Origin of the sequence: Glaciecola nitratireducens FR1064, assembly GCF_000226565.1 — a bacterium.
In the GTDB taxonomy this organism is placed as follows: Bacteria; Pseudomonadota; Gammaproteobacteria; order Enterobacterales; family Alteromonadaceae; genus Glaciecola; species Glaciecola nitratireducens.
Genome location: NC_016041.1, coordinates 2,013,504 through 2,040,429, shown reverse-complemented (window position 1 = coordinate 2,040,429; position 26,926 = coordinate 2,013,504). Strand labels below are relative to the sequence as shown.

The 26,926-nt window shown below is 40.6% G+C and carries 24 protein-coding genes and 1 pseudogene; 9 read left to right on the top strand and 16 right to left on the bottom strand.

The genetic code is table 11. The annotated features are described in order from the left end of the window. Positions 1–34: 34 nt before the first annotated feature. The 4 genes from GNIT_RS08870 to GNIT_RS08855 all read right to left on the bottom strand — a co-directional run bounded on the left by GNIT_RS08870 (position 35) and on the right by GNIT_RS08855 (position 3,527). The gene (locus GNIT_RS08870; RefSeq protein ID WP_014108847.1) at positions 35–1,090 is read right to left on the bottom strand and encodes a carbohydrate porin; all 1,056 of its coding nucleotides are present in this window, start codon (positions 1,088–1,090) and stop codon (positions 35–37) included. Positions 1,091–1,521: 431 nt separating this feature from the next. Continuing rightward, a complete protein-coding gene (locus GNIT_RS08865; protein WP_014108845.1) occupies positions 1,522–2,049 on the bottom strand; it encodes a prepilin-type N-terminal cleavage/methylation domain-containing protein in 528 nt (175 codons plus the stop codon). A 291-nt stretch (positions 2,050–2,340) separates the two neighbouring features. Then, a complete protein-coding gene (locus GNIT_RS08860) occupies positions 2,341–2,985 on the bottom strand; it encodes a DUF4386 family protein (RefSeq protein ID WP_014108844.1) in 645 nt (214 codons plus the stop codon). A gap of 80 nt (positions 2,986–3,065) precedes the next feature. Beyond that, a complete protein-coding gene (locus GNIT_RS08855; protein WP_014108843.1) occupies positions 3,066–3,527 on the bottom strand; it encodes a hypothetical protein in 462 nt (153 codons plus the stop codon). Positions 3,528–3,930: 403 nt separating this feature from the next. Here GNIT_RS08855 and GNIT_RS08850 point away from each other — a divergent pair. The 3 genes and pseudogenes from GNIT_RS08850 to GNIT_RS08840 all read left to right on the top strand — a co-directional run. After that, positions 3,931–4,185: pseudogene (locus tag GNIT_RS08850) on the top strand (DUF305 domain-containing protein); the annotation flags it as partial. A 35-nt stretch (positions 4,186–4,220) separates the two neighbouring features. Beyond that, a complete protein-coding gene (locus tag GNIT_RS08845; RefSeq protein ID WP_014108841.1) occupies positions 4,221–4,958 on the top strand; it encodes a MauE/DoxX family redox-associated membrane protein in 738 nt (245 codons plus the stop codon). A 194-nt stretch (positions 4,959–5,152) separates the two neighbouring features. Continuing rightward, positions 5,153–6,415, top strand: coding sequence for an NADH:flavin oxidoreductase/NADH oxidase family protein (locus tag GNIT_RS08840; RefSeq protein ID WP_014108840.1), 1,263 nt, complete (start codon positions 5,153–5,155; stop codon positions 6,413–6,415). Between the two features lie 126 nt (positions 6,416–6,541). Here GNIT_RS08840 and GNIT_RS08835 read toward each other — a convergent pair whose 3' ends face one another. The 7 genes from GNIT_RS08835 to GNIT_RS08810 form a co-directional block, all read right to left on the bottom strand. Continuing rightward, complete coding sequence (locus GNIT_RS08835; RefSeq protein WP_014108839.1) at positions 6,542–6,994, bottom strand: hypothetical protein; 453 nt, start codon at positions 6,992–6,994, stop codon at positions 6,542–6,544. 125 nt (positions 6,995–7,119) lie between these two features. Next, a complete protein-coding gene (locus GNIT_RS08830; protein WP_014108838.1) occupies positions 7,120–8,169 on the bottom strand; it encodes a serine hydrolase domain-containing protein in 1,050 nt (349 codons plus the stop codon). Between the two features lie 187 nt (positions 8,170–8,356). Continuing rightward, on the bottom strand, positions 8,357–8,671 hold the full coding sequence (locus tag GNIT_RS08825; RefSeq protein WP_014108837.1) for a DUF1840 domain-containing protein: 315 nt from the start codon (positions 8,669–8,671) through the stop codon (positions 8,357–8,359). Between the two features lie 16 nt (positions 8,672–8,687). Then, positions 8,688–8,999, bottom strand: a complete 312-nt coding sequence (locus tag GNIT_RS08820; protein WP_014108836.1) for a TraR/DksA C4-type zinc finger protein — start codon at positions 8,997–8,999, stop codon at positions 8,688–8,690. A gap of 193 nt (positions 9,000–9,192) precedes the next feature. Then, complete coding sequence (locus tag GNIT_RS08815; RefSeq protein ID WP_014108835.1) at positions 9,193–10,308, bottom strand: HDOD domain-containing protein; 1,116 nt, start codon at positions 10,306–10,308, stop codon at positions 9,193–9,195. 16 nt (positions 10,309–10,324) lie between these two features. Then, complete coding sequence (locus GNIT_RS18485) at positions 10,325–10,459, bottom strand: hypothetical protein (protein WP_014108834.1); 135 nt, start codon at positions 10,457–10,459, stop codon at positions 10,325–10,327. 248 nt (positions 10,460–10,707) lie between these two features. After that, on the bottom strand, positions 10,708–11,178 hold the full coding sequence (locus GNIT_RS08810; RefSeq protein ID WP_014108833.1) for a glycine zipper 2TM domain-containing protein: 471 nt from the start codon (positions 11,176–11,178) through the stop codon (positions 10,708–10,710). 155 nt (positions 11,179–11,333) lie between these two features. On the opposite strand from GNIT_RS08810, the gene GNIT_RS08805 reads away from it, so the two are divergent. Next, positions 11,334–11,972, top strand: coding sequence for a DUF2238 domain-containing protein (locus GNIT_RS08805; RefSeq protein ID WP_041246363.1), 639 nt, complete (start codon positions 11,334–11,336; stop codon positions 11,970–11,972). 22 nt (positions 11,973–11,994) lie between these two features. On the opposite strand, the gene GNIT_RS08800 is transcribed toward GNIT_RS08805, so the two are convergent. Beyond that, entirely contained in the window at positions 11,995–12,537 is a 543-nt protein-coding gene (locus GNIT_RS08800) for an HdeD family acid-resistance protein (protein ID WP_014108831.1), read from the bottom strand. Positions 12,538–12,759: 222 nt separating this feature from the next. Next, positions 12,760–13,728, bottom strand: a complete 969-nt coding sequence (locus GNIT_RS08795; protein ID WP_014108830.1) for a 6-phosphofructokinase — start codon at positions 13,726–13,728, stop codon at positions 12,760–12,762. Between the two features lie 180 nt (positions 13,729–13,908). On the opposite strand from GNIT_RS08795, the gene dauA reads away from it, so the two are divergent. Next, on the top strand, positions 13,909–15,651 hold the full coding sequence (gene dauA, locus GNIT_RS08790) for a C4-dicarboxylic acid transporter DauA (RefSeq protein WP_014108829.1): 1,743 nt from the start codon (positions 13,909–13,911) through the stop codon (positions 15,649–15,651). A 20-nt stretch (positions 15,652–15,671) separates the two neighbouring features. On the opposite strand, the gene GNIT_RS08785 is transcribed toward dauA, so the two are convergent. The 3 genes from GNIT_RS08785 to GNIT_RS18390 form a co-directional block, all read right to left on the bottom strand. Beyond that, on the bottom strand, positions 15,672–17,102 hold the full coding sequence (locus GNIT_RS08785) for a GTPase/DUF3482 domain-containing protein (RefSeq protein ID WP_014108828.1): 1,431 nt from the start codon (positions 17,100–17,102) through the stop codon (positions 15,672–15,674). Beyond that, positions 17,099–18,511, bottom strand: a complete 1,413-nt coding sequence (locus tag GNIT_RS08780; RefSeq protein ID WP_014108827.1) for a DUF2868 domain-containing protein — start codon at positions 18,509–18,511, stop codon at positions 17,099–17,101. The genes GNIT_RS08785 and GNIT_RS08780 overlap by 4 nt, the downstream gene beginning before the upstream one ends. A 125-nt stretch (positions 18,512–18,636) precedes the next feature. Continuing rightward, the gene (locus tag GNIT_RS18390) at positions 18,637–18,888 is read right to left on the bottom strand and encodes a hypothetical protein (protein WP_014108826.1); all 252 of its coding nucleotides are present in this window, start codon (positions 18,886–18,888) and stop codon (positions 18,637–18,639) included. A 204-nt stretch (positions 18,889–19,092) separates the two neighbouring features. Here GNIT_RS18390 and GNIT_RS08770 point away from each other — a divergent pair, with 204 nt between their 5' ends. The 4 genes from GNIT_RS08770 (at position 19,093) to GNIT_RS08755 (ending at position 26,825) form a co-directional block, all read left to right on the top strand. Next, positions 19,093–21,639, top strand: a complete 2,547-nt coding sequence (locus GNIT_RS08770) for a chemotaxis protein CheB (RefSeq protein WP_014108825.1) — start codon at positions 19,093–19,095, stop codon at positions 21,637–21,639. Positions 21,640–21,706: 67 nt separating this feature from the next. Continuing rightward, complete coding sequence (locus GNIT_RS08765; protein ID WP_014108824.1) at positions 21,707–23,857, top strand: putative bifunctional diguanylate cyclase/phosphodiesterase; 2,151 nt, start codon at positions 21,707–21,709, stop codon at positions 23,855–23,857. A gap of 370 nt (positions 23,858–24,227) precedes the next feature. Further along, positions 24,228–25,178 (top strand): alpha/beta fold hydrolase, encoded by a 951-nt coding sequence (locus GNIT_RS08760; RefSeq protein ID WP_014108823.1) that lies wholly within the window; start codon positions 24,228–24,230, stop codon positions 25,176–25,178. A gap of 72 nt (positions 25,179–25,250) precedes the next feature. Beyond that, positions 25,251–26,825 (top strand): cation:proton antiporter family protein, encoded by a 1,575-nt coding sequence (locus GNIT_RS08755; protein WP_014108822.1) that lies wholly within the window; start codon positions 25,251–25,253, stop codon positions 26,823–26,825. Positions 26,826–26,926 lie beyond the last annotated feature (101 nt).

Here is a 26,926-nt window from a genome sequence, read left to right as displayed (position 1 = left end):
AAGCATATCTGAGCGTTGCATTATGAAAAGAAATCTAACCAAATAACCAACTTAGACGTAGGCCAATAACGATAGTGCTGCGATTCTTATTTGTTTCACTTGCAATAAAATCACTGTTGACGATGTTTTGTAAATCGGCAGTGAGATAAATCTTCGGCGTTAACGCATAACGAACGTACAACTCATATTGTTCAGTATCTTTGACACTGTTATCCTGCAAATTAGTCGATAAAAAAGCGCGAGCTAAGCCAATGCCGAAAACGTACTCGGCAAAACGATACTGATAGCCTAGGCTGCTAAACGCCATCGCTTTACTGACTTGTTCGTTTGCAAGTCCTAATCGCATATTCCAAGCATGATTTCCTGTTTGATAGCCGGTTAACAGATACAAACCGTAATTATTTGCTGTGCTGCGGTTAAGATCTAAGCTCTTGTGGTCAGCTGTGTTTGTCCATGCTCCCAGTCGAATTAGATACGCCTGGTTACGCCATGACAGAGATGTAATTGCAAACACCCCTTTTTCTTTCTCAGTTAATGATAAGACCTGATTATAAGAGCGAGCACTATTATCCGCCAGACCATTAGAACTGCTAACGCCGGCTCGTAATACCGTACCTGGCGCCAATTCATGTTCGTACACTACTCCCAAGGTATAATCTGGAAATTCGATCAGTGGATTTCCAGTAAAATATGTCCCTAAAAACTGAGTAGCTTCATCACTTGCAATACGACTTTGTTCAAAAAAGCCAGATATATCAACCAGACCTGCACTAATCTGTTGTGTGCTATTCAAACGGTGCTGATAATATAGTTCGGACAATTGCAGACGACCTTTACCGTCTTTGTTCAACGCCGAGCCTGCGTCCGTGTTGGCTTCCGGTAAGTTGCTCGCTATTCTCTGCGCGTCCAATGAGCTTGCTGCTTCGAGGTGCAACACCCAACTGCTCGATAACTGAATTTTTGTTAAAATTAAATCGGCCGAACCAGCTATTTCGCTTGCTATTGCCGGACGATTGGTTCGCTGATAGGTAATTACGCCGGCACCAGTTGCCTCCCAATTTTGAGCTTGTGAGGGTGCAGAGCAAGCCAAGGTCGCTATCGCTAAAACGCTAATATTAAAAAGACTGTGTTTATCAATGGGGAGCTATAGGAAGGATTAAAAGTAGATAACGTAAATGATAAGCCTATCCTATGCAACAGGCAGATAAAAGATATCCTAGATAGTTATTCGGGTTCTCATATTCTTGAAATCTCCATCAAAAAGCTAATGCAGTACCATAGGACTATTGTACTAATACTCAATCAATGGAGTTTCTGATACACCAAATGGTGCCTAATCTGAAATTGAGTTGACTAAAGTCGCAAGGCCCCTCTCAGGTGTAAGTAAATATTGCATCATTATTGTGGTGCACACTGACAAAGCAGAAGAAGAAAGCTTTTCATATTTGGTGGCTTTGACCTATTTTCTAAATCTTCGTTACTTTCATTTAAAAATGAAGTGTTAAATTTTTGCGGCTGCAATTAGCAGCCAGAGTCAGTAATGGTGATAGACGGTTTAACATTTACACCTGTGGGTTCTCGGTATACCACAAAGCAATTTGTTTGCCCAAGTGGAATATTGTTGTTGGTAGTGCCACTATGCCCAGCAATATCTTCCGGTGCAGCTTGCCATCTTCTGCCTCCAGGGTTAAAAGTCGCGTATCCCCACTGAGTTTGGAAGGAGTCGTCCATAGCTAATGGAATGCCAGCTGAGGAGCTTACTGATGGGTAACCGTAAACAATATTAATGTCACCGGTGCCGTCGCCGTCGATATCAAGATTTGCAGTTGCTTGTGTATCTAAACCTTGGACGACAGCTTTAGCAAATATTAAGTCAGCGGCTGCTTCAATCGCACCAGCGCCCGCTTCTAGCGTGGCAACTTTGGCGTCAGTGCTAATATCTAAAAAACGGGGTGCAGCAGTTACCGCTATTATTCCCAATATGACAATGACAATAATGAGTTCAACGAGGGTAAAGCCAGTAATCTTTTTATTTACTCTTAATTGCATTACGTTATTTCCAAAAATGCTAATGTTATGAACGGACTATAGCGTTTCTTGCACTTAGGATAGTAACGTTCACTGATATAAAGGTACATTTAAAAATACCCATTCTTAATCCAAGGTTTGGCAGTTGATTAGTTAGTAGTGTCATTGCAATATCAGTATCTGCCCCTCACCCTGCTCTGTAACCCCTCACAAAACGGCAAGTTTTATGGCTTCGGCTCTTGAGCGGAGCGAAATGCTAACGTAGAGTTGTCCAGCGAATGAAGAGATGATTCTTGAAATTAAAAAGCCTTATTATCTTTTACTACTCGTGAGCATGGCCAATCCCAACCAAAAAAACCATACAATTTGGCTTATACCAAAAATTTCGGTGAGCACTTCAGCTGGATAAATAGTGAGAACACCAACAATGCCAACGAAAAGCCCAAAGTAGTTAAGTATTTTAGGAAGCTCATGACCCTTTAAAGCAGCAAAACTTAACAATACAACCCATAGACCTCCAACAACTTCGTTCCCACCACCTAGCCCTTCAACTACAGAGTAAATAGCCAGCCAGACTGTCATTGCTTGTTCCGGATCCTTAGCTGATAGTTCCAAGACTGCAGCTAAACCTATGTTTGCAATCATTCCACTAGCAATGACTAAACCCACCCAAACAAGCCCAAAAATAGAAGCGATTTGTGACAGGATTGGGTTATTGGCCTTCACGCGTTCATGAAGCGCTAGTACTAATACAGCCAAAAGAATTCCAAATAGTACATACATAATTAGATTTACGATTGACAAGATAACCTGATTTTCTGCTAGAAAAGCAAATTGTTTAGCCGAATCAGTATCCGCAGGAAAATTCCAGAACGCACCAAAAAACACGAAAGCTGACACGTAAATAATGGATTCAAAAAGAGCTGAAGCTCCCCCAATTTTTTGTAAATTATTCACGATATCAACTCCATATTGATTGAATTATGAGAAAGCTAACGCCCAATAATTAGGCAGATAATAGCGATTTTAGCGCTTTGTTAGGCACGTTCGTCTAAAACCTTGATTTGCGCCATGTCCATTATCATAATGTGCGTTTGATAATAATATTTATTAGATGGTTTATTTTGCGAAACAAAATTAATTCTCACCCTTTTTGCCTGCCCATAAACTACGACGGATTTATTAATGAAGTACTCTTGTGGTGTTACTCCATACTTTTTGACAAACAAAGGAACAAGACGAGGATGGATAGCCACTGTGACAGAGCGTTGGTCACGGTAGTCAAATTCTGTATTGAGGTATACGAACGGCCCTTGATTTCCAGCCGCTTTGATTTTTAATACGTATTCGCCTTCAACGCCATCAGGCGCAGATCCTGCCGCGCTTCTGATGATCTCCATAGTGTTGGAATAAGCCCCTTTTGACTCCTGATAGGGCTCCGGCTGAGTTGTGGCGCATCCAGCTAAAACAAGAACGAGACCAAGTAACACTAATTTCATTTTTTATTTCCTTATAAATGCCTGATATCTCATTCTGAAGACTTAATAGTAACGACGGGACTTTGTCATTTATTAAACGCCCCATACTTCAATTTTTTCAACATCTTACCAACAATTTGATGATAATTTCTACCCGTTTTTCTAGGGTTAATCAATAAAGCCACTCGCCCGCACCTCACCTTAGCTCAATTTAAGACAGGAAATATTTGCCCAAAGTTACAAGAAAATTAACTTGGAAAGAATTTTGCAACAAACGAGTTAGGAAAGAGTCGTTTGAACTTAATAATTTTTCGACCTCCGTTAACTAACTGAAAAAGTTAACAAAGTTACTTTCTATTGGAAGCACGAAGCTTTGTTTAATGTGCAATTTTTACAAACTGAGTGAAAAAAATACGCAACAACAAGGAGCCGACTGTCAGTTGATGATTGCTCGTGGATGAAGGCCATGATACCGCACCACTCTATCGCCATATTAACCAGCGGCAGAGCAAACATCGAAGACCCTCGCGTTAAGAAGTTGGCAAACGAGATCATCAGTGCGCAAGAACGTGAAATTAAGGAAATGAAATGGCTGCTTGAAGACATAGAGAAAAATGGCATCGCCACATCAGCCAATGAAGCCTCTAAAAGAGCTGTCCCAGAATTTAGCGGACAATAAGCAGTGTATAACCAAGTTTAAAAAAGGACTATAAGATGAAAAAAATAGCAAAGCTTTATCGAATGCACACCAGTGAGCACATTTGCCCGTATGGATTGCGCTCAAAAGACCTTCTCGAAAGAAAAGGTTTTGAAGTAAAAGACCATAAATTATCCTCTCGAGAAGAAACCGACAAGTTTAAAGAAAAGCACGAGGTTGATACGACACCACAAGCTTTTATAGACGAAAAACAGATTGGCGGTTATGACGATTTAAGAGATTATTTTGGCATGGCGCCGGCAGGTCAAACCGGCACCACCTACACGCCAGTACTGGCCATTTTTGCAGTCGCCTTTTTAATGAGCTTAGCCACTATTTTTGCACACACGTCCGGCTTTAACTTAATAAAGGTAGTTGAGATGTTCGTTGCCTATAGTATGACCATATTGGCCATTCAAAAGCTGCGTGACCTATACACATTTTCGAACTCGTTTATTACCTATGATTTGTTAGCCATGCGCAACATCAGATACGCCTATGTCTATCCGTTTGCAGAAGCGTTCGCTGGTATTGGAATGCTAGCATCGATATCTGGGTTTATTGTAGGGCCTGTGTCCCTATTCATAGGAACGGTGGGCGCAATATCAGTGTTTAAGGCTGTGTATATCGACAAACGAGAGCTAAAGTGTGCGTGCGTTGGTGGCGATAGCGACGTGCCACTTGGATTCGTTTCGCTCACAGAAAATCTGTTCATGATTGGAGCAGGTGTATGGATGTTGTACTCAGCACTCTGAGTGCTATATCAACGGCTGTTTGCGCAAGCAAACAGCCTGTCTCTCTACGATAATTAAATCAGCAAATGGCACACCGTTAGTATCAATAACGACTGGCGTGTTTGGTGTTTCTCTATTCTTTGCTATTGATGACTATCATGTTTATCTCATCAACCATACAATGAGGCTTGATTAATATAACCAAGGCCATCTAAATGACCAGTTCACTCGCATCTCCAATTTCGCTACCTAATGGCACAGTTATTCCAAACCGACTTTGCAAAAGCGCGATGACAGAAGGTCTAGCTGATAAGCTTGATCAACCAAGTCCTGAGCTAATCAAGTTATATAAGACTTGGTCAGAAGGCGGTACAGGGCTGCATATAACTGGCAATGTTATGGTAGACAGAAGATATTTAGAGCGAGCAGGAAATGTTGTATTAGAAGACGATAAAGCACTTAGCTTGTTCAAGGAATGGGCTGAACAAGGCACTTCTGGAGGTAATCACCTATGGGTACAGCTTAATCATCCGGGACGCCAGTGCCCAAAAATGGTGAATCGTCAGCCTTTATCCCCCTCTGATGTGCAACTTTCAATGCTGGGAAACTTTGGTAAGCCGCGTGCTATGCAAGAGAGCGATATAGAAGAAGTCATCACTCGTTTCATTCAATCCGCAAAATTGGTTAAGCAAGCTGGATTCACTGGTGTGCAAATTCATTGCGCTCATGGCTATTTACTCAGTCAGTTTTTATCACCCAAAATTAATCAGCGTCAAGACCAATGGGGTGGCTCTTTAGACAATAGAGCACGCATCATTCGGCGAATCATAGTTGGTGTTCGTGAAGCGGTAGGCACTGATTTTCCGATTGGAGTTAAACTTAATTCAGCCGATTTCCAAAAAGGCGGCTTCAGTCTAGAGGATTGTATCACCGTGGCAAGTTGGCTGGGCGAAGACGGTGTAGACTTACTCGAAATTTCGGGCGGTACTTATGAGCAGCTTAGTTTGATAGGCATTGAGCCTACCGATGTTCGAGAAAGCACCCGTAAGCGCGAAGCCTATTTCATTGAGTATGCTGAGAAGATTAAGCAATCTGCAAAAATTCCAGTGATGATTACAGGTGGTTTTCGTAGCCGTGATGTAATGGAACGAGCAATACAGAGCGGTGAAGTAGATATAATTGGCTTAGCTCGACCATTATGTACCGACCCTAATTGCTCAGCAAAGCTTATTCAACAATCAATCGATAGTGTTGATTGTTACGAGGATAAATTGGTATTGGGTAAAGGTTTTTGGGGTAATAACAGCTCGTCAAACCTAATAAAAGCGATTAATAGTTTTGGTCAGGTTGGATTTTATTATTGGCAGATCATTCGCTTATCTAAAGGCTTATCACCCGAACCTAGTTTAGGTACTTTCAACGCTTTTACGCGACATATGATCAACGATTTCAAATTAAATATAAGAAGAAAAGGATGATGATATGAAAAAGCCAGAAACACACATGGTGCAGCCGAAAAAATACGGTTCCTAAGGGATGTGTTATCTAGCTGGGTAATGGTTTAGAACCATCTACCTTAGGATTGATAATGCTTTCACAGCGTATTACAAACATTCTTCTGTATAGTTATTAATATTCATCTTCAGATGTTTAGCAAGAACTTCATCACCTTTAGCAATGCGTTTTTGGTTGAAGTCAGTAAATTTACCTAATTGTTGTTTGGGGACTGCGTAAATAATGCCGTTATGGATGATGCTATTATTTTTTATAGGAAAAACAGCGATGAGATCTTTATTGTTATCTACGAATACAAGCTTGTCATATGAACAAAGAGTTTCGCTTGCTTGAGCGGTTTCATTCCCTGTCGCAATAGTTGTTGAGACTAAATCTCTTAAGTTGTGAAATACTTTGAATCTACTATAGAGGATTGCTGAATTTGACTTGCTGTCAATCCAATAAATTGATTTTGTATCATCTAAAGTAGACGGGTTGAATTGGACATCATCTTTAGCGATACATCCAAAAGTTAATAACATCAATAAAACTAGTACTTTCATTTCACTCTCCATGTTGGATGTATCTTGTAAATGAGCCTGTCACACTTGATTACATATTTTCCGTCTTAGTAAGCAAATCTTTTGCTAAATCCGCATCGCTCGTTTACAGGTTTCAGCGAAGCCCACTACTCTAATTGCTTTTCTTTCCTTTGTCTTTTTAAAATTTTAGCAATTCTACTATTTATAATTTCTGACAAATTCCAATTGTATAGTTCTGGATCGGTTGTGCTGTAGAACTGAATTACAATAGTATCTAGGTCTTTGTGATATGACGCGAAACTCTGATATCCAGGAACCCAACCGGCGTGTTCATACTTGTAAATAGAAGAATATATTTTCTGCTCTCTCCTATCAAAAATGCGTCCATCATTCAGTGCTCTTAAGAAAATACCGACATCTTCTGCTGTTGCTAGCATGCCGTGTTCGTCGGCTTTTAAATCGAATGGATGACCTACATGGTAGCCACTCATCACATCCTCCATATCCACTTCATTGAGCGAAGCAAAAGTATGCGTAAGGTTTAGTGGCATTAAAATACTTTGCTGAATAAATTGAAAGTTACCATAGCCAAGTGCATTGTCCATTATCTTATTGATTAACAGATAATTAGTATTGCTATATTCATAGTCATCACCGGGTTCAAAGTTGGCAGGTTTGTCCATGATTAGTGCGAGACTTTCTTCATAAGATTGCGTTGGGGCTGCCCAAAAATTTGGTGCGTTCGTAAAGTTTGGGATCCCACTTTTATGTTGTATCATCAATCTTAAAGAGATTTTATCGGCATATTCTATTCTTCCCACAAGGTCAGGTAAGTAGTCTGCTATTGTTTTATCAAGGTCAAGGCGCCCTTCACTAACCAGTTTAGTAACAGCCACAGCATCGTATAGTTTGCTAATGCTGGCAATTTTAAAAAGGGCTTGTGGTTTTGCGGGTATCTTGGCTTCTCGATTATGCCAGCCAGAAGTAAAGTATAAAGGGGGCACACCGACTTGATCGACATACACAATTATTCCGTCAAATCCGTGACTAACTGCCTCATCTAACTGTTCTTGGATCGTATCCGGAAGAGGAAGTATCCACGCTTTTACCAACAGCCATGGCACGAAGAACAAAGAAAATAGTGATGCAACGATCAGCAATATCCTGAGTATGCGTTTTGTTTTGTCCTTGGTCAAAATTTCGGTCCATTGAATCTATTAAATGGCCTTAGCTTATCAGTTAAGCATCCTTATCAACAAACCAATATATATTAAACATAAAAAGCCGATTGCAGGATGCTATTACCATCGTTATTTGTTTTTTTGTCTACTGCCTTTGTTTACTTATCTCTATTGTAGAGCAAAGCACTGGCAAATATGTCTACTAGCTATTGTAAGCCCACATAAGGTATGACTTATCTCGTGCAGATGTTTGTAGCATTTCAATTAAAGGCATAGCTCGATGCGCAAGACTTATAGGAGCAGGCGTCTCGTCTTCATTTTGTAACAAATCTGACTCCGGCGAGGGCTCAATATCATCGATAGCATTTTGTAACTTTGCTAGCGCGGCAGGAACATCTTCTGCACTTAGGGCGCTTGGAACGGTGCCACTGTGGCCCATTAGTTTTAATAATTGAACTGCGATATCACCAAACATCGTTATATCACCAGATAGGCGATTGGAAAAAGTTACTAACATGTTCATATCCTTGTTTTTATTCGAAACAGTTTCTGCAATTTGCGGCAAAAGGAATAGCATCTAAACGCTCTGAACTAATCTTACCGTGGCATTTTTCACAGATGCCGTATACTGAATTCTCTATTTTAGTGAGAGCGTGATTTATTTGCTCTAACTCTTGTTCTGCTTCACTTTTAAGATTCAACAGAACATCATCGTTTTGACGGTCAACGACTTGCTCAGAAAATTTGCCACTCGTCCTACGGTTGTGCAGTTCTGTATTAATTTTAGCGATACGAGCACTTAATTCTTCTTTAAGTGTTAGCAACTTATCTAGTCTATCTACCATAAATTATCTCCAACTTTTGAGCACTCCTGACGTTTGAAGTTTACTCTTAAATAACAGTATGGCATTGATACGCATCAATAGTATGTTGATTTTAAGAGTATTTTCATATTAAGTCGGCGCATGAGGTTTTATGCAAAGGTAAGATAAAGTCGAATTGTGCAATTGATGATATGCAGAACGCTATCTATTCATGTCATTGAAGGTTTTCTAAACGGGTATAAAGATAATTCTTCGCATCATCTGGGAGGTGCAACAGAGCGACTTCAACATCAAGCTCTTCTGACGTAATAATCTTATCTTCCATTATTAAGCACAATTCACTAATGCAGTTTGCCTCAACGAGTAACTGACCTAAGGGGGTTTTTGGTTTTTGTTGTTGGTAATACGCGAGATCGGTAATTGCACGCTCAATAATTTCGGGGAGTTCCCATTTTCTAATGGTAAAAATACTGAGTTCCATTGACTTTTTCTGTAGTAACTTTTTAACCACTAAAGATTGGAGCTCTTCATCTGGATGCACTCTTCGAAAGGATTCCACCATTAATTTGAAAATAAATATTTTGCCAATATCGTGAACAAGGCCAATTAAGAATGCAGTTTCAGTATCAAGACCTCTTTCTTTCGCCAAGTGTCGGCATACCGCTGCCGTATCATCGCTATGCTTCCAGATCTTTTTGCCAAATGTTTTAAAGTAGATAGGGCTGCATTTAGATAAATTTTTAACAAATCCCTGAAGAACGTGTTCCTTCACGCCTTGACTACCCAATAGCATAAATGATTGCTTTATATCGGTGACATCTTTACCGCTATGATTATATTGAGCGCTATTAGCGACCGCTATCAATTGTGTTGCCACTATAGGGTCGTGCTCTACTACCTTGCAAAATTCGTTTAAGTCAAAATCATTTTCGCCCAAGAAACCCATGAGCTGATTTAAAGATTGAGGCAATTGAGGAAAATTCTCTAGTGCTTTTTTTGGATTCGATAGAGCTTCATTGACATTAACCAAAATGTCATATTCAAGTGCACTTATCGTACTGTCAGATTTTGAGGCTCCAAGTAAATAATCGTAAAATAGGAGTTCAGACTTTTGCAGTGAATGACTGGCTTGCTTGGCCTCATTTTCCACTGATTGACGTTTACTCTCAATCTCTTCTGCTGATAATGCTTGGTCTAAAAGGTTTTCTTCGGAAAGTATAGTAGCCTTGGGCAAAGTAGCTGAATTATCAGTTTGCAATTGCTCTGTTGATAGAGTTGATGCCGTCACCTTTCGGGGTGTAAAAAATAAAGACCACAGTTTTTTTAACATAGTTTACGCTTTCAACTTAGAGGGCAATAGAGACACAAATATGCGTTTCTATAGCGGAGGAATATTGGTCTAAGTCATAGCTAATATACGCATACGACACTAATGCAGCTGTTTCAATTTCATCAAGGTTAGCCGAAAGAGCTTTTATCATAGGACACTTTTTTGGACATATTGCCCTACTCATAATGAATAAAACTGTAAACTGGCGAGTAGTTTACGCATCGTTAAAGCTTAGTCTACTAAGATAGCGTCTATTAATTTATACCATTGAATAAAAATTGAAGAACTAGTTAAAAAGTAATTCATTGTCGGCGGTGGCATTGTTATTATATCTGCTGCAAATTAACAAGCCCCCTATTCTTTCCAAGTTTAATTTGGCTTACTATCAGCCACCATTAATTAACTCTTCACCTGCCAACTGCCATCTGCTTGACGGCACGCGGTGCCATAGATTTGCTCTGTTTTTCCGCCTATACTTGCATCCACGGTGTATTCACGACAAGGCCCTTCTGGCGCCTCATAAGTGCGAGTGGGAACAACACGATATTGATACCCCGTGTCTGGGTTTTTCCAGCGTGTTTCTACACCTGTTCGGACTGTTTCAAGAGAGTGGCTAACTTTTAGGCGATCGGTTTTGTCCATACTCCTGCCTACATTTCCTCCGATGGTAGTACCGATCATGGCACCAATTACTGTTGCTGCTGTTTGTCCGCTGCCACTCCCTACTTGATGGCCAAGTACTCCTCCTAAAATCCCACCAATGATCATTCCTCCTGCCTCATTTTCGCCTCTGGGTGTGGCACAAGCGCAAAGCAGCAGCAATGTCGATAACAAAAAGTAAATAGGTACTCTTTTTATAGTGGTAAACATGTAAAACCTCGTAATATTTAATTTATCAAGCTTGTAATTTATACAATCAAAGTAGCGCAAAACGATGTATAGTTTTTGACCTCAGTCAAGATTTATGGATATCTAATTATGATGCCTCTCACAGATTTATTGTTTCAGGGAATGGAGTGCTCAAAATGAATTTATTAAGTAATATTAAGAAAGGAAATCAGTATCAGTTGATTGTTTTTACTTTATTGTTTGTCGCTGTATGGGGAAATTCATTAATCGGAACTACCGACATGGCAAATTGGATTATTGAAAATACCCTTACTGTCATTTCATTGATTTTTTTAATCAGCACTTACCGAGCGTTCAGGTTCAACAACTTTAGTTATCTGTTACTCTGCATTTTTTTATGTATGCACGTGTATGGTTCAAAATATACCTATGCCGAAAATCCTTTGGGGTTTTATTTTCAAGAAATTTTTAATTCACCTAGAAATCAATATGACCGTTTTGTTCATTTTAGCTTCGGGCTATTACTCTTCTACCCGATGTGGGAATGTTTTTCGAAATGGTTAAAATACCCGGAAAACGTTGCGCTTACTGTACCTTCACTGTTAGTCGTGTCTGTTGGTGCGTTTTATGAAATTATAGAATGGTTAGTTGCTGATTTGTTCTTTGCCGAACAAGGTATTTCTTACTTAGGGACGCAAGGAGATATATGGGATGCTCAAAAAGATATGGCTGTTGCAATTGCGGGGGTATGTATAGCAACGGCGCTATTTTATTTTTACAACTTGTCTAATAGAAAAACGATAAATAATAGTTAACAAACACAATTAATAAATTATCTTATGCTTTTCTCAGCGCCCAACCAATCGCAAACAATGCCCACCCATCAAAAAATAGACTGATGCCGACATACAGACCCACTAAATATAGTGAAGTGCTTGGCCAACCAAACAAAAATAAAATGGCTAAGAGCAGCGACGTAAAACCATTGAACGCCATCCAAAACCAACTCTTCGCCGGATAAATTGAATTTGCTAAGAGAAAACTGTTAAAAGCGTCCACTAACAGATAAATAGCCAACAAGAGAGCCAAAGCTTCTATACTTGGCATCGGATATAGGAGCATTAGTATGCTGACGGTAATAAGCAGAGTTGATTTAATCCAGTTTATGAAGCCTTTGCGATCATAGCGGTAAGTGTAAATTCCCCACATTACGCCGCCTAGGAACAATAACCAAGCAGAAAAAATAACAGTTCCGAGCGACATAACAACCGGTACTATTATCCCTGCAGTCCCCATAAGAATAAACAATACGCCCACAAGTAGCGTGTGTAAGCCGAATTTACCAAGAATTGTTTGATTCTGTTTGGTTAAGGTGCTCAAAATTAACTTCCTTCATCAGTCTAGCCGTCCGAGAATTAAATTAACAGCAACTATGAATGAGCGTAGTATAGCGTTTCGTTTGCGTTAGCAATATTGGGGACTTCCCTTACTACAATGTGGTAAGCCCTTGATAAAAATAAGATAGGCAAATGGAATTATGAAAGGGGTTTTCAATAATTAAGAGTAGCGGATGTCAGCAGATGCTAATGAGCAAACAAGTTCTTACTTACAAAATAATGTTAAAAGAGCTTGTAGCTCAGCGTCAATTATATGTTCTTTCACTCGAGACTCAAACGCGCTTAATGTCGGCCTATTATTGCGGACCCCCGCCATTTTATTTGATTCACCTTGAAAGAGCGCTTTAGTTGCGAGCACACCTAGCCTTATACCCAACATACGATCTTGAGCAGAAGGGTTTCCACCTCGCTGAATATGACCGAGCTTAGCTATTCGCAAATCTATATCAGTGTTTACGCTCCGTATTTTTGAAGAAACTTCTTCAACACTTACCTCATCTCCTTCCGCAACCACCACGATAAATGCATCTTCGCTGCTGTAATTCTTAATTTTCTCTAAAAGATAGGTGAAATCTTGGGCACTTTCGGGTATCAGTATGGAATCCGCACCACAACTAAGACCTGAATAAATACTAATATAGCCAGAGTCGCGTCCCATCACCTCGACTAAAAACACTCTATTATGAGATTCAGCAGTATCCCGAATATTATCAATACACTTTATCGCTGTATTCACCGCTGAATCAAACCCGAGCGTATAATCAGTGCCCGCTATGTCGTTATCTATTGTACCGGGGATGCCTATAAAGGGAATATTGCTGATACTTGATAGCGATAACATACCTCGAAAAGTACCATCACCACCAATAGCAATAAGCGCATCAAGTTTATTGTCTTTAATTGTTTGCACAGACTTTTCTTGTCCCAGTTTAGACTTGAAACGCTCACTACGGGCTGTTTTAAGAATAGTGCCGCCTAGGTGCATTTGTTTTTGCAATTGCTGAGATTGAAGCGGTATTAGATCATCATCAATCAAACCTTCAAACCCTCTTCGTATACCACTCACTTTTATGCCGAGAGTCTCAGCGGTTTTTACCACTGCAAATAGTGCCGCATTCATACCGGGAGCGTCACCGCCTGAAGTAAAAATACCTATATGCTGTATCTTGGTCACAATAATCCTTTAAATAATTAAGTAGATAAGATGTTATACAACGTTATCATGACATAATAAAATGAAGTGTAAATAGATTACCAGTCTCAGCTTTGCTAGTTGAATTGTAGACCAATGAGCATATAGTCAAGCACATGTGTTAGCGCGTTTATAAAATATTGGGGACGGGATTACTAGACGATGAAATATAGAAACCACTTATTCTCTTTGAGAATTGGCCATGCACTTAAGGAGTCTCTAAATGACGGTCCTTATAAAGGCAAAGCATTCTCTAAAGATTTATTAGCCGGTTTAACCGTTGGTATCATTGCCATTCCATTGGCAATGGCACTCGCCATCGCCATTGGTGTCGCACCTCAGTACGGACTATATACCGCTATTATTGCTGGTTTTATTATCCCGCTTACCGGCGGTTCCCGTTTTAGTGTATCGGGCCCTACCGCCGCATTTGTGGTTATCTTATACCCTATCGTTCATCAATATGGGCTGTCAGGTTTACTGCTTGCCAGTATATTATCTGGCATTATTCTGATCATCATGGCTGTATTGCGGCTAGGACGATATATTCAATACATACCGGAGTCAGTAACCCTAGGCTTCACCGGCGGCATTGCCGTAGTAATAGCAATACTGCAAATGAAAGGTTTTTTCGGCTTAAATATAAGCGAGATGCCGGAAAGCTTTGCGGGCAAAGTTGTCGCCTTAGTTGAAGCAATACCAGAGCTTTCATTACCGACACTGCTGGTCGGAATGATCACCATTGTAGTATTTCAATTGTGGTCTAAGATGAAGCTGGCGATACCTGCGCATCTCCCTGCTATTGTCGTCGCCAGTGTTATGACATTGATACTAAACCAACAAGGTTTTGAGGTAGACACGATTGGTTCTACCTTTAGCTTTACCCTTTCTGATGGCTCATTGGCAGCGGGTATTCCATCAATGTTGCCTGACTTTCAATGGCCTTGGCTGCGCTCTCAAGACGGCGAACTACCATTGGTGCTGAGCTGGCAATTAGCAAGTGACTTATTGTCTGCCGCTTTTGCAATTGCCATGCTCGGGGCTATCGAGTCGTTACTGTGCGCAGTTGTACTCGACGGCATGTCGGGGAAAAAACACAGTGCTAACAGCGAATTACTCGGTCAAGGTATTGGCAACATAGTGACACCATTTTTTGGTGGTATCACTGCTACTGCAGCAATTGCGCGTTCTGCAGCAAACTATAAGGCAGGAGCAGTCAGTCCTATCGCCGCCATGATACATGCGCTCGTCGTATTAATATCCTTGCTGTCACTCACTTCAATTTTGGCATATATCCCAATGGCGGGTATGTCAGCTTTGTTGATAATGGTGGCTTGGAATATGAGTGAAGCTCCTAAAATCATCCATCTACTTAAGAAAGCCCCGGCTAGTGAAGTGCTGGTATTGGTCGTGTGTTTGTTATTGACTGTTTTATTCGACATGGTGATCGCGATAAGCGTTGGCATTATTCTAGCGTCGCTTTTGTTTATGAAACAAGTGGCGGACATGACGAAAGTGCAAGACATAAGTGAGCAGAAAAAACATGTGGATGTTGATTTACCACCTCGTTGGAAGGTTTTCAAAATCAATGGACCGCTGTTTTTTGCAGCCGCCGACACGGTCTTTGTTGAACTTGCACATCTAAGCGAACAGCAAGAAGGTGTGGTGTTGTATTTTGACGGTGTCTCTATTTTAGATTCTGGTGGCGTTGCCGCACTGTATAAGTTTATTGAAAAATGTAAGAACAATAATACTCGAGTATTGCTAGCTGATTTTCAATTCCAGCCACTCAAAACATTAGCAAAAGCAGGATTTATGCCAGACGGAATCCACTGCGCCACCTACTCTACTCTAGCAGATGCATTAAGTGTTGTAGTGAATGAAACTAGTCAATCGATAAGCTAATCTAAAAAGCTTTGTTTAATTTATGTTCTACCCGCTCGCCATAATTCGTACACCGCAATGCACTGTTCTAGAGCTTTGTGAAATTTATGCTGCTGGCTCTCATCTAAGGACTTCTGTTTACGACTTCTATCCATCGTTTTTTGAATAACTTGGCGGCTTTCTTTGTCTAAGCCCTCTATCCAATGGCTGTCCGCTGGCGCTAAATCAAGTAAATCTCGACCAGCATGGTTTCTATGGCTAATATGCCACCAGTGATCGACGGCTCGCCCTAATACTACGTAAGCAAATTGGCTGTCTTGAACCGGACCAAAAGTAGCGGTTTTAAGACCGTTATTGAGTGACGCGATTTTTAATGCGGGTAAAAGTAATTTCCCTCCATAATAATAACTTCCAGCAGCCCCGAGTAAACCTCCCAAGAGAGCGCCTGTTCCGAAAGAAGTGCCAAACGTCAACGCATCGATACCCACACCGCTTATTGCACCAGCGCCAAACCCCGCCGTGGCAAGGTATCGACGACTTACCGCCCAGTGATTCCGACTATCTTCCGAAAATAGGTCGTGCTCGCTGTGCCATTCGAGTTCGGCTTCTTGTCTGCGAATGCGCTGGTGTTGGTATAAATGTTCAATGTCGATGCGAAGGGTTTGTTCACGTTCACGTTGATGCTGATACCAATTTTTGCGCAGTTGTTCAGCTAGCTTATTGTCGTTTTCATCAATGGACTCATCGTTCATCAAGGTACGCTTTTCTTGAAACGACATCATGTCAGTCAACGCTTTGGCTATTATGGCGGCGGATTGACTTTGCCTTTGTTGCCGCTGCCTAGATAGATAATGTGTGGCTTTATCCATCGTTTGTTCCCAGTCAGGTTCCAGCTGACCAAAAGCACGTAAAAGGCTTAGATGCTGCTTAAATGGAGCGTGAACAGCATCAAACTTGCGTACGACTTGAAAGAACTGTCCTAATGCTGCCTGCCATGTATCGCTGTAGTCTTCAGAACCAATAGTATTAATCAAGGCCAAGCTAGGGCGACCGCTCCAGCGTAAGATAGTCATTTCAGCCTCATGCTCTGCGCTATAAGGTACAGAACCATCTACGACATAAATTATACCCGCGCCTTGAATAAGTGGTGTAAGCAATTCACATTCGTCAGTAAAGCGCTTGTCGTCTTTATGTTGAACCACAAATGCGCTTAATGTTTCGGCGTGATCCGACGCAGAAACACTGTGGGCTTTAAGCCACTCCAGCACGCGCCTCGGCCTTTGAAAACCGGGGGTATCGATCAATGTATATAGCGTCTCACCATCAACACGCAATGGATAAGAGTTGCTTGTACGTGTCGTACCTGGCTCAAGTGCAATCGCGATTGCATCGTTTTGAGAAAGCGTAGCCACTATGCTCGACTTGCCTTTGTTCGGATGTCCTACAACAGCAAAATTGGGTGGATTTCTCATGCTTTTGGTCCTGCTTGAGTAAAGTGACTATCGTTACCTGAGCTTATGACACTAACACTCACAAATTTGCTTTGCATGCGGCCAGCAAACCTTAGCCACTGCTGTATATGGTGCTGCTCAGGTTCACGTGAAATATTACTCGCCAGTGGAACTAACACTATGTGCGCCCCTTCAGGCCATAGCTCTTTTGCTCTGTTTATAAAATCTTCCAGTTCTCCGGTCGGAGGCTCCCAGCAGCGAGTAGCTAAGAGAACACAGCGCTTGGCTTCTTTTGTAAGTTGCGCGGCGACTCGTTCTAAGGTCGCTTCATCTTCCTGTAAGGTGCTTCTTCCACCTACCTTTGCCTGAATACTTTTCGCCTCAGTAAGCAAGGTTGGCATTTCTGAGTCGCCCGCGCCTGCCCAAGTCAATATCGTACTGGCTTTTGGCAATGGCGTGAGCGTTGATTGGTTATTGAGATTAGGGAAATCAGAAGCATCGTTGTGTTCATTACCTGTGTCTAGTGTTTCGGTTTCCATACGATACATCAATGCACTCATCGCTGGATGTTTCAACAACAACTGGCGCGCCTTGCGTTTAATCAAAACTCCGGATAATAAATAGAGAATTAGTCGAGGAAGCAGTGCCCAAGTGGTCCAAAGCATAGCAATAAACGGCCACCATTGGCCCCATAAACTGGGGTTTATAGTATTTTGCCCGAGGCTAGCCTGAAAAAAACGAGTTGCTTCAACTAGGCCAATCTCGGGGGCAGCAGCGGGCCAAAGCCAAGCCCAAGGCGCTGCAATCGCTGCAATCATCGCATGGTATGAACTTGCATCAGTCTCAAGCGTGGTACTCCAGCCAAAGGCTAGATCTTGTAGCAGCACCATTATCAACAGGGTTATCAAACCTCCGAAAGCAAAACATAGGCCACCTAGCTGAGCAGCCTGAGCCATAAGCACCGGCTGAAGCCTTGTTAAAACGGCCGACTGCGAATTTTTTCTAAAGCGCTTAATGACTGAACGCCATGGCTGCCAGCCTGCCAATGACTGAGTGGTGGTAAGCAACGCTAGCAAAAGCTGAAAAGCGACAAAGGCGATGATAACAGTGACATTAATACGTTGGCCGCCATCATAAAACAGCAGGCCTAACATGCTAAAAATACCAAATAAGGCGCCTACAGCCAAAAAACTTGTGTTAACACGCTTCCAGAACCGGAGCGTTTGGGTTAATTGTTCACGCCCAAGTTCAGCGTCGCTAAAACGGTTTATGTAGGCAATCCATCGCTTTGGTGTAGCTTCTACGGATTGCTCTTTGCAGGTCAGCGCGAATTTGCGATCGCGTCTGTGCAGGAATACAGATGCCTGCCCAGAATCTCTTTGGGCGCAGGCATCAAAATCCAGCAGCAGGCGAAGAGAGCGATCTGTCATTAGTGGTTCCGATGGTTTAATTGGCATTTGCGGGACAAGAAGAATAAACGATGTACTTGTTGTATTCAACCGATGTTGATTTTGTGCGGTTTGGCGAATGCTATCATCGACGAAGTAAAATGATGTTATTTACTAAACACTTTGCCGCCGATAATTTTAAATGCGGGGGCACCCCTCACCAAAGTGTCTCTGGCAAAAATGGCATTACAACTCGGGCATGTGCAAGGCTGCGAGGTATAGTCTTTAGTAATGCGTTGTTTAAAACATTTTATTAATGAACCTTTGCCACCTTTGCGATACTTGAATAATTGTGTTTTGCACTGATTGCAGTAGACGTCGACGGAGGACTCGGGCGTCTTTTTATTGGGTTTCGCCATTCAACACGTCTCCTCTAGTTTTTAGTAGAATGCCCATCGGAAATTTAAGGACATCTTTTAAGCCATCGTACTTAACTTTACTTTTAGTTGATAAATTAACAAATAGTTTCCCATATGTACTTTAAGAAGAGCATACTGAGTTCACGATTGTTTCTCTTTATATATTAATGAGTAATTTATGTCACCCATCGCAAACGAGATTTAGTGGATAAACATCCTATAAAAATCGTCGGTATCGGAACTTCTGCTGGAGGTTTAACAGCCTTAGAGGACTTCTTTAGTAACATTCCGAGCACAAGCGACATTGCATTTGTTGTGGTTCAGCATCTTGACCCAAATCATAAGTGCATGATGTCAGAGCTATTACAAAGGGTAACGACAGTTCCTGTCAGCCAAATAGAAAACAAAACGCTGAAAGAGCCCAACCACGTTTATATTATTCCTCCAAACAAAGACCTTTTTATCCTCAAGGGCCGCTTAAATCTAAAAGCCCAAACAAAGTCACTTGGATTAAAATTACCGATAGATAGTTTTTTTAAATCTTTAGCAGAAGATATGAAGGAAAACGCAATCGGCATCGTTTTATCAGGAATGGGCTCTGATGGGACGCTTGGCTTACAGGAAATTAAAAAAAACGGGGGATTAACGTTAGCTCAAGCACCACAAACTGCTAAATTCGATTCTATGCCGCTCAGTGCAATTAACGCGCATTCCACAGATATTGTTGCATCGACAAAAGAGCTTGGGCAAAACATTTTAGTTTATTCCAATGCCCCACGAACTTCACTAAATAATACTCTTCCCTCATTAAGTTCAGTGAGCTCGTCATCAGCGATGGATGCTATTTTTCAGCTATTGTTAAAAAGAAGTGGTAATGATTTTTCATTTTATAAACCCACAACGCTGTGTCGTCGAATTGAACGAAGATTAATAGTCCATAAAATGAAATCGCTCGAAGAATATCATGAATACTTAAGCAAAAACGCTCAAGAACTTGATTTACTCTTTAATGAATTACTTATTGGGGTGACGGGCTTTTTCAGAGACCCTGATGTGTGGGAAATAATTATTAATAAAACTCTCCCTGATTTAATCGCTAACCACCCTATGGATAAACATCTTAGAGCTTGGGTCACGGCCTGTTCAAGCGGCGAGGAAGCTTACACCTTAGCTATTGCGTTCCAAGAATGCTTGAAGTTTTTGGGAGATAAAAATGGAGCAACATTGCAAATATTTGCCACAGATTTAGACAGTGAGGCAATAAAAGTTGCGCGTGACGGCATATATCCAAAGCAAATAGCAGAAAGTATAAGTTCTGTTAGGCTTAGCAACTATTTTGAGACCGATAATAAGGGCTATCGAATTAGTAAAAAAATTCGTGAGATGGTTGTCTTTGCACCGCAAAATATTATCGTTGATCCCCCATTTACGAAATTAGATATTTTAACATGTCGTAATCTGCTCATTTACTTCAATACAAAATTACAAAATAAAATCATCCCTTTGTTTCACTATGCGTTAAACCCAAGCGGCATATTGCTGCTAGGAACAGCTGAAACCATTGGTGAGTTTTCGAGTCTTTTCAAAAAATCCAGCAGCAAGTCGAGTATCTATCATCGAATCAATACAAGCACACAGCACGCAGATTTAGATTTTCCAGCGCGCGTATTCCCTATCGTATCTAATAACAAAACAATCACTGTGAAAAATATGAATAACAAAACAGAGAATTTACAATCTTTAGCCAATGAAGCCCTACTGCTTGACTTCGCTCCAGCGGCTGTATTGGTGAATGCTGATGGCGACATCCTCTATATAAACGGTCGCACAGGAAAATATTTAGAGCCTGCCGCAGGAAAAGCGAATTGGAATATCTATGCGATGGCAAGAGACGGTCTTCGTTATGAAATCGATATGGGAATTAAAAAAGCACTTAAACAAAATGATATCGTTTCCTTTGTCGGCCATATCACAAAAAGCGAAGGTAGTGAGCAGAGTGTGCTAATCCGTGTAAAAGAAATTAAGCAACCGGAGGGGCTAGCAGGAACAATCATGATTACCTTTGAACAAATGGCTCCTGTGCAAAAAAACGATCACAAAACAACGACATTGAAAGACGACACTCTTCTAAATGAACTGAGTCAAGCAAGAGAACAAGTTCAACTTATGCGTGAGGAGATGAAACATTCGCAGGAAGAGCTTAAAGCGGCTAATGAAGAACTCCAATCAACCAACGAGGAGCTTCAATCTGCTAATGAAGAGCTAACAACGTCTAAAGAAGAAATGCAGTCCTTAAATGAAGAACTGCAAACCTTAAATTTTGAACTACAGTCTAAAGTTGACGACTTAACTTGGGTCAATAACGATATGACTAATCTTCTAAATAGCACCGAAATAGCGACGATCTTTTTAGATAACAAGCTCAACGTTAGGCGCTTTACTACCCTGTCCGCACAGTTGTTTAAACTCATTGACTCAGATGTTGGACGACCACTATCTGATGTCGTTAGCTCACTGAAATATGACACACTTCAATACGATGCAAAGGAAGTATTACGTACTTTGATTTTTCATGAAACGCAGGCGATAACCGCAAATAAACGCTGGTTTAAAGTTAGGATCATGCCCTACCGCACTCAGGAAAATATGATTGATGGCGTGGTTATTACCTTTACTGACATCAGTCAGCTGAAATCACTTGAAGTAGAGTTAGAAAAAAGGGAGCTTAGCGATGACCGTAAAACAAACTAATAGGAATACACAGGAATTGCTAAGGGAACGAGCGCTACATAAACTGCCGAAAAGGAACTCTCTGGAAATGGTAGGTAGTTTTGCAAACGACGCTGACAATCACAGGCTATTGCATGAGCTCATGGTTCATCAAATCGAACTTGAAATGCAAAATGAAGAATTGCTAGCAACCAAAGAACAGACAAGCCAAGCCTTGGACCGCTGCACTGAATTGTTCGAATTCGCACCAATCTGCTATTGCACAGTTAATGAAAATAGCGAATTGAGTTCGATAAATTTATTAGGCGCTAATACCTTTAATATGACCTCTGAAAAGCTAATGGGAAAACGCCTCGCTGCTTTTGTTGAGTATGAATTTTTGAGCACATTCAACTACCATCTAAATTCTGTATTTAGCGCAAAACAGAACACACACTGTGAATTACGACTGAACATTAATTCGAAACAAATATGGATGCAGGCCAACTTCAAGCTAGATAAAAATCAGAGTAAATGTTTCATTGCATTGATCGACATCACCAAGCAAAAAGTGGCAGAAGAAGAAATTAGACTTGCTGCAACGGTTTATGAATCGCTAAACGAAGCTGTTGTTGTTGCCAATAATGAAGGCAATATTATTGCGGTTAATCCCTCATTTATAAAGTTGACGGGAATGAGCAGCGAACAAATAGTTGGACAATCTTGTAATGTATTGCGCTCAAAGTTTCATAACAACGCATTTTATAAGAATATGTGGTATTCGCTGCAGAAGACGGGAAGATGGCAAGGTGAAATAACCAACAACAGACAAAATGGCGAGCGGTACATGGGTTGGTTAACCATCAGTACTATTTATGATGCAGATAAAAACGTATCCAAGCGCGTTGGCTTGCTCACTGATATCACAGAGAAAAAACGCGCAACTGACCTGATTGAAAAACAAGCAAACTTTGATAGCTTAACAGGTTTGCCGAATAGGCGTCTCTTCAATTCAAAGCTCATGCAAGAGCTTCTCCTATCTCACCGCAAAGAGAGACAGTTTGCTTTGTTTTCTATTGACCTAGACCAATTTAAAGATATTAACGATTCATTGGGTCATCATGTAGGTGACCAACTGCTAATTGAGACCGCTTTGCGACTTCAAAAGTGTATTCGAAATGTTGATACTGTCTCTCGACTTGGTGGTGATGAATTTACTATTATTATGAGCAACCTTGCGACGATCGAAAGCACAGGGATACTAGCTGATAGAATTCTGCAGACTTTAAACGCACCGTTTCATTTGGGAGATAATTTGGGGTATATTTCGGCCAGTGTCGGCATAGCGATTTACCCAGATGATGGTACCAATATAGAGACATTGATAAAGAATGCTGACCAAGCTATGTATGCTGCCAAAAATGATGGTCGCAACTGCAAACGCTATTTTACTCTTGCTATGCAAGACAAAATACAAAAAAGACTAAGCCTAAGTCATGAGCTTCGAAGCGCAATTGAAAATAACGAATTCTGGATAGCCTATCAGCCGATTATCGATTTGAATTCAGGTCTAATTCAAAAGGCCGAGTCTTTGTTAAGATGGGAGCATCCCGAGCTAGGCAACGTGCCGCCGATGGAATTCATTCCCATAGCGGAAGAGTCTGGACTAATCTCGAACATAGGAGATTGGGCTTTCGAGCAGGTAACATTGCAAACTCAGCTGTGGCTGCAAACATTCCCGCAAGATTTCCAAATAAGTATTAACATGTCCCCCGCTCAGTTTAGAGGCGAGAGAACCACTCACAAGCATTGGCTAAAACACCTAAAAAAGTTAAATCTGAATTCAAAAAACGTAGCGATAGAAATAACCGAAGGCTTGTTAATGGATATGAGTAATCAAGTGATGGCTCAGCTTGATAGTTTCGATACCGCGGGGATCGAAATATCGCTCGATGACTTCGGCACTGGGTACTCTTCGCTTTCTTACCTTAAAAAATTCCATATCGATTACTTGAAAATTGACCTTTCCTTTGTGAAAAACCTTGAGGCAGATTCAGATAACATGGCGCTATGTGAAGCGATTATCGTGCTAGCTCATAAACTAGGTTTGAAAGTAATAGCAGAAGGTATAGAAACCACAAAGCAGCGAGATTTACTAATTGCAGTTGGCTGCGATTACGGTCAAGGCTACTTATTTTCAAAACCTCTATCGGCAGTGGATTTTGAGGCACTTGTCCGAGAGAACCTAAACGAACCATAGTTACTTGGCAAAAGGGGAAATGCAAGATAACTAAAAATTCGTCACCGATAGGCTATATCTGTATCCCTAACTAATTCCCGAATTCTGTTTGCAACTTCCTTAAGTGCTTAATCACACGCATCATGGCCGTGCGCGTCGTTTATCAATCTAAACTAGGTATAAATTGTGAAAGCAACTAGTAGACCAACTAAACGCAGAAATTGGCAAAGCTAGTGCCGTAAATGCAAAGATGTCCCTTTACACAATGTTGTAAATATCGTTAATATTAATTGAATCAGTAATTTGCCGATAAAATAATGGCTCAAACTCGATTAATTATAAAAATCGTTAGATACTTAGCGAATAATTCAATTTTTGGCACATGTGAACTATGGCATTTTCAATCATTTTTTTCGTTCTTATCAGTCTTGCTATCATGTGGTTATTAATTCTCAAATATGACACTACGTTCTTGCTTGCCAATGGCATATACAATTCAGCAAATAAGCTTGAAGCTAAAATTGCCAATCTAAAGCATTATTCAACTTGGAGTGAAACCTTTAATCTACAAACACATTATTTAAGCAATGTAGAAAAATTTGATAACGATAAACCGATTATTGTTTTACTTCATGGATTCAGTGCAGATAAGTATATTTGGAATCGAATTTGTAAAAAGCTAACGAAAAAATATCAATTATTTTGTCCAGACTTACTAGGACATGGAGACGTTATATATCGTCCAAGTGACAACTATTCGGTGCCTGAACAAGTGCGATATTTGATTGATATGATTGATCAACTTAAAATTCAAAAGTTTCATATCATTGGCAATAGTATGGGCGGACTTATGGCAGCAAAAATGCTAGAGCGCTGCCCCGAGCGTATACGCAAATCAGTTTTAATTGACCCTGCAGGTATACGTTCTGATTTTTCATTAGAAATGGCTAAAACCAATCAAAATCCTTTTAATCACTATAACGAAAAAGACTTTTTCTATTTCTACGACCTGGTGATGACCAAACCACCTTACTTGCCGAAATTTATTTTGCGTGCCATTGCAAATAGATACATCGGTAAACGAGAACAATATGTACATATGTTTCGAGATTTCTTCAATCCTGACGATTTTTTTGACATAACGCATGAAATTGAGGCCTCTAACGTGATGTTGATTTGGGGAGTAAATGATAAACTCATGCCTGTAGCTGATTATATGATTTGGCAGAACATGTTAGATTCTACTACGTACATATACGAGGACTTAGGGCATATGCCGATGGTTGAAGATGTCCGCAAAGTATCCAAGGATATCATGTCGTTTTTAGAGCAAAGCACCTAAGCCCCTATTTTTGGTGCACTTTGGCTGTATTTTTTCGGCCCCTTATTGATTACTTGAGAACATAAAACGCCAATGGAATATATCTACTTATTACTTGCCTTTACTTTCGGATTTGCCTTTAAATTATTGAGCTTACCACCGCTGATTGGGTATCTCATCGCTGGCTTTGCGTTAAACGCTTGGGGAATAGAAAATAACAGCAGCCTGCAAGAAATAGCAGACCTTGGTATAACAATCATGCTGTTTACGATCGGCCTTAAGCTTAACATTCAAGATTTATTGAAACGCGAAATATGGTTGAGCAGCATTTTACATACGACTGCATGGATCGTATTTATTAGCTCTATATTTTTGTTATTAAGCTTAATTGGACTGCCCTACTTTACCGATATGTCACTCGCGACAGCTGCTTTAATTGGCTTTGCATTTAGCTTTAGCTCAACCGTTTGTGTGGTAAAAATATTAGAGGAAAGTGGTGAAAGCCGAACTCGTCACGGTAAAGTTGCTATTGGTATTTTAGTAATGCAAGATATATTCGCCGTTCTATTTATGGTTGTGGCAACAGGCAAGATACCCTCACCTTGGGCTTTGTTACTCTTTTTACTCATACCTGTCGTCCCCCTTTTACACAAGTTATTAAACAAGTCGGGACATGGTGAATTACTTCCATTGTCGGGTTTTATTTTAGCATTGGGTGGTTATCAGTTATTCGAACTTGTTGGCATTAAAGGTGATTTGGGAGCCCTTATATTCGGCGTATTGATTGCAGGTCACTCAAAAGCAAACGAGTTGTCAAAGGCACTACTGAGTTTTAAAGACTTATTTTTGATCGGCTTTTTCCTGACCATCGGTTTAACAGCGCTCCCAACCCTAGAGATTACCGTTATTGCTCTGCTTATAACCCTATTGCTCCCAATTAAATTCTACCTGTTCTTTACATTACTGACCAAATTTCGACTAAGAGCAAGAACGTCTTTTTTGTCCAGTTTAGTCATGTCTAACTACAGTGAGTTCGGGCTTATTGTAGCAGCCGTTGCAGTTAGTGTAGGGTTCTTAGACAGCGTTTGGTTGGTTATTATGGCGCTTAGCGTTTCATTTTCTTTTGTTTTTACAAGTGCAATTTACAAAAGTTCACACAGCAGATATAACAAGCATAAAGACCAATTGAAAAAGTTTCAATCACGCATTCCCTTGAAGGAAGACGTTTACCCGGAGCTACTAGACACCAAAGTGCTAGTTATTGGAATGGGACGGGTTGGCAGAGGTGCTTTTGAAACCTTAGCGAAATTAATGGAAAAAGGTGTTACTGGTATGGACGCAGATTTGGATAAAGTGAGTTCATTACGAGAACAAAATTTCAGAGCGATTCTCGGAGATGGTGAAAATATAGATCTTTGGGAAAATGTAGATATCAGTAAAATTGAATTAATTCTACTAGCCCTTCCGTCTATTCAAGATTCATCAAATATCACCAATCAGCTGAGAACAGCATCTTATGCAGGAAAAATTGCGGCTATAGCCAGATATGAAGATGAAGTTCAACCACTGTTAGACGTAGGCGTGGACAAAGTATTTAACTTTTTTACCGAAGCTGGCTTAGGCTTTGCTGAAGAAAGCTTCGAGATGCTGAAGCATGCAAAGGATTGAGTGATTTCAATTGCCAAACGTTGTTACTTAATGCAAATCATTCTCTTTACTATCATGTTGAAATTTAAGGATTATTTACCATCCAGATTGATATTACTCAA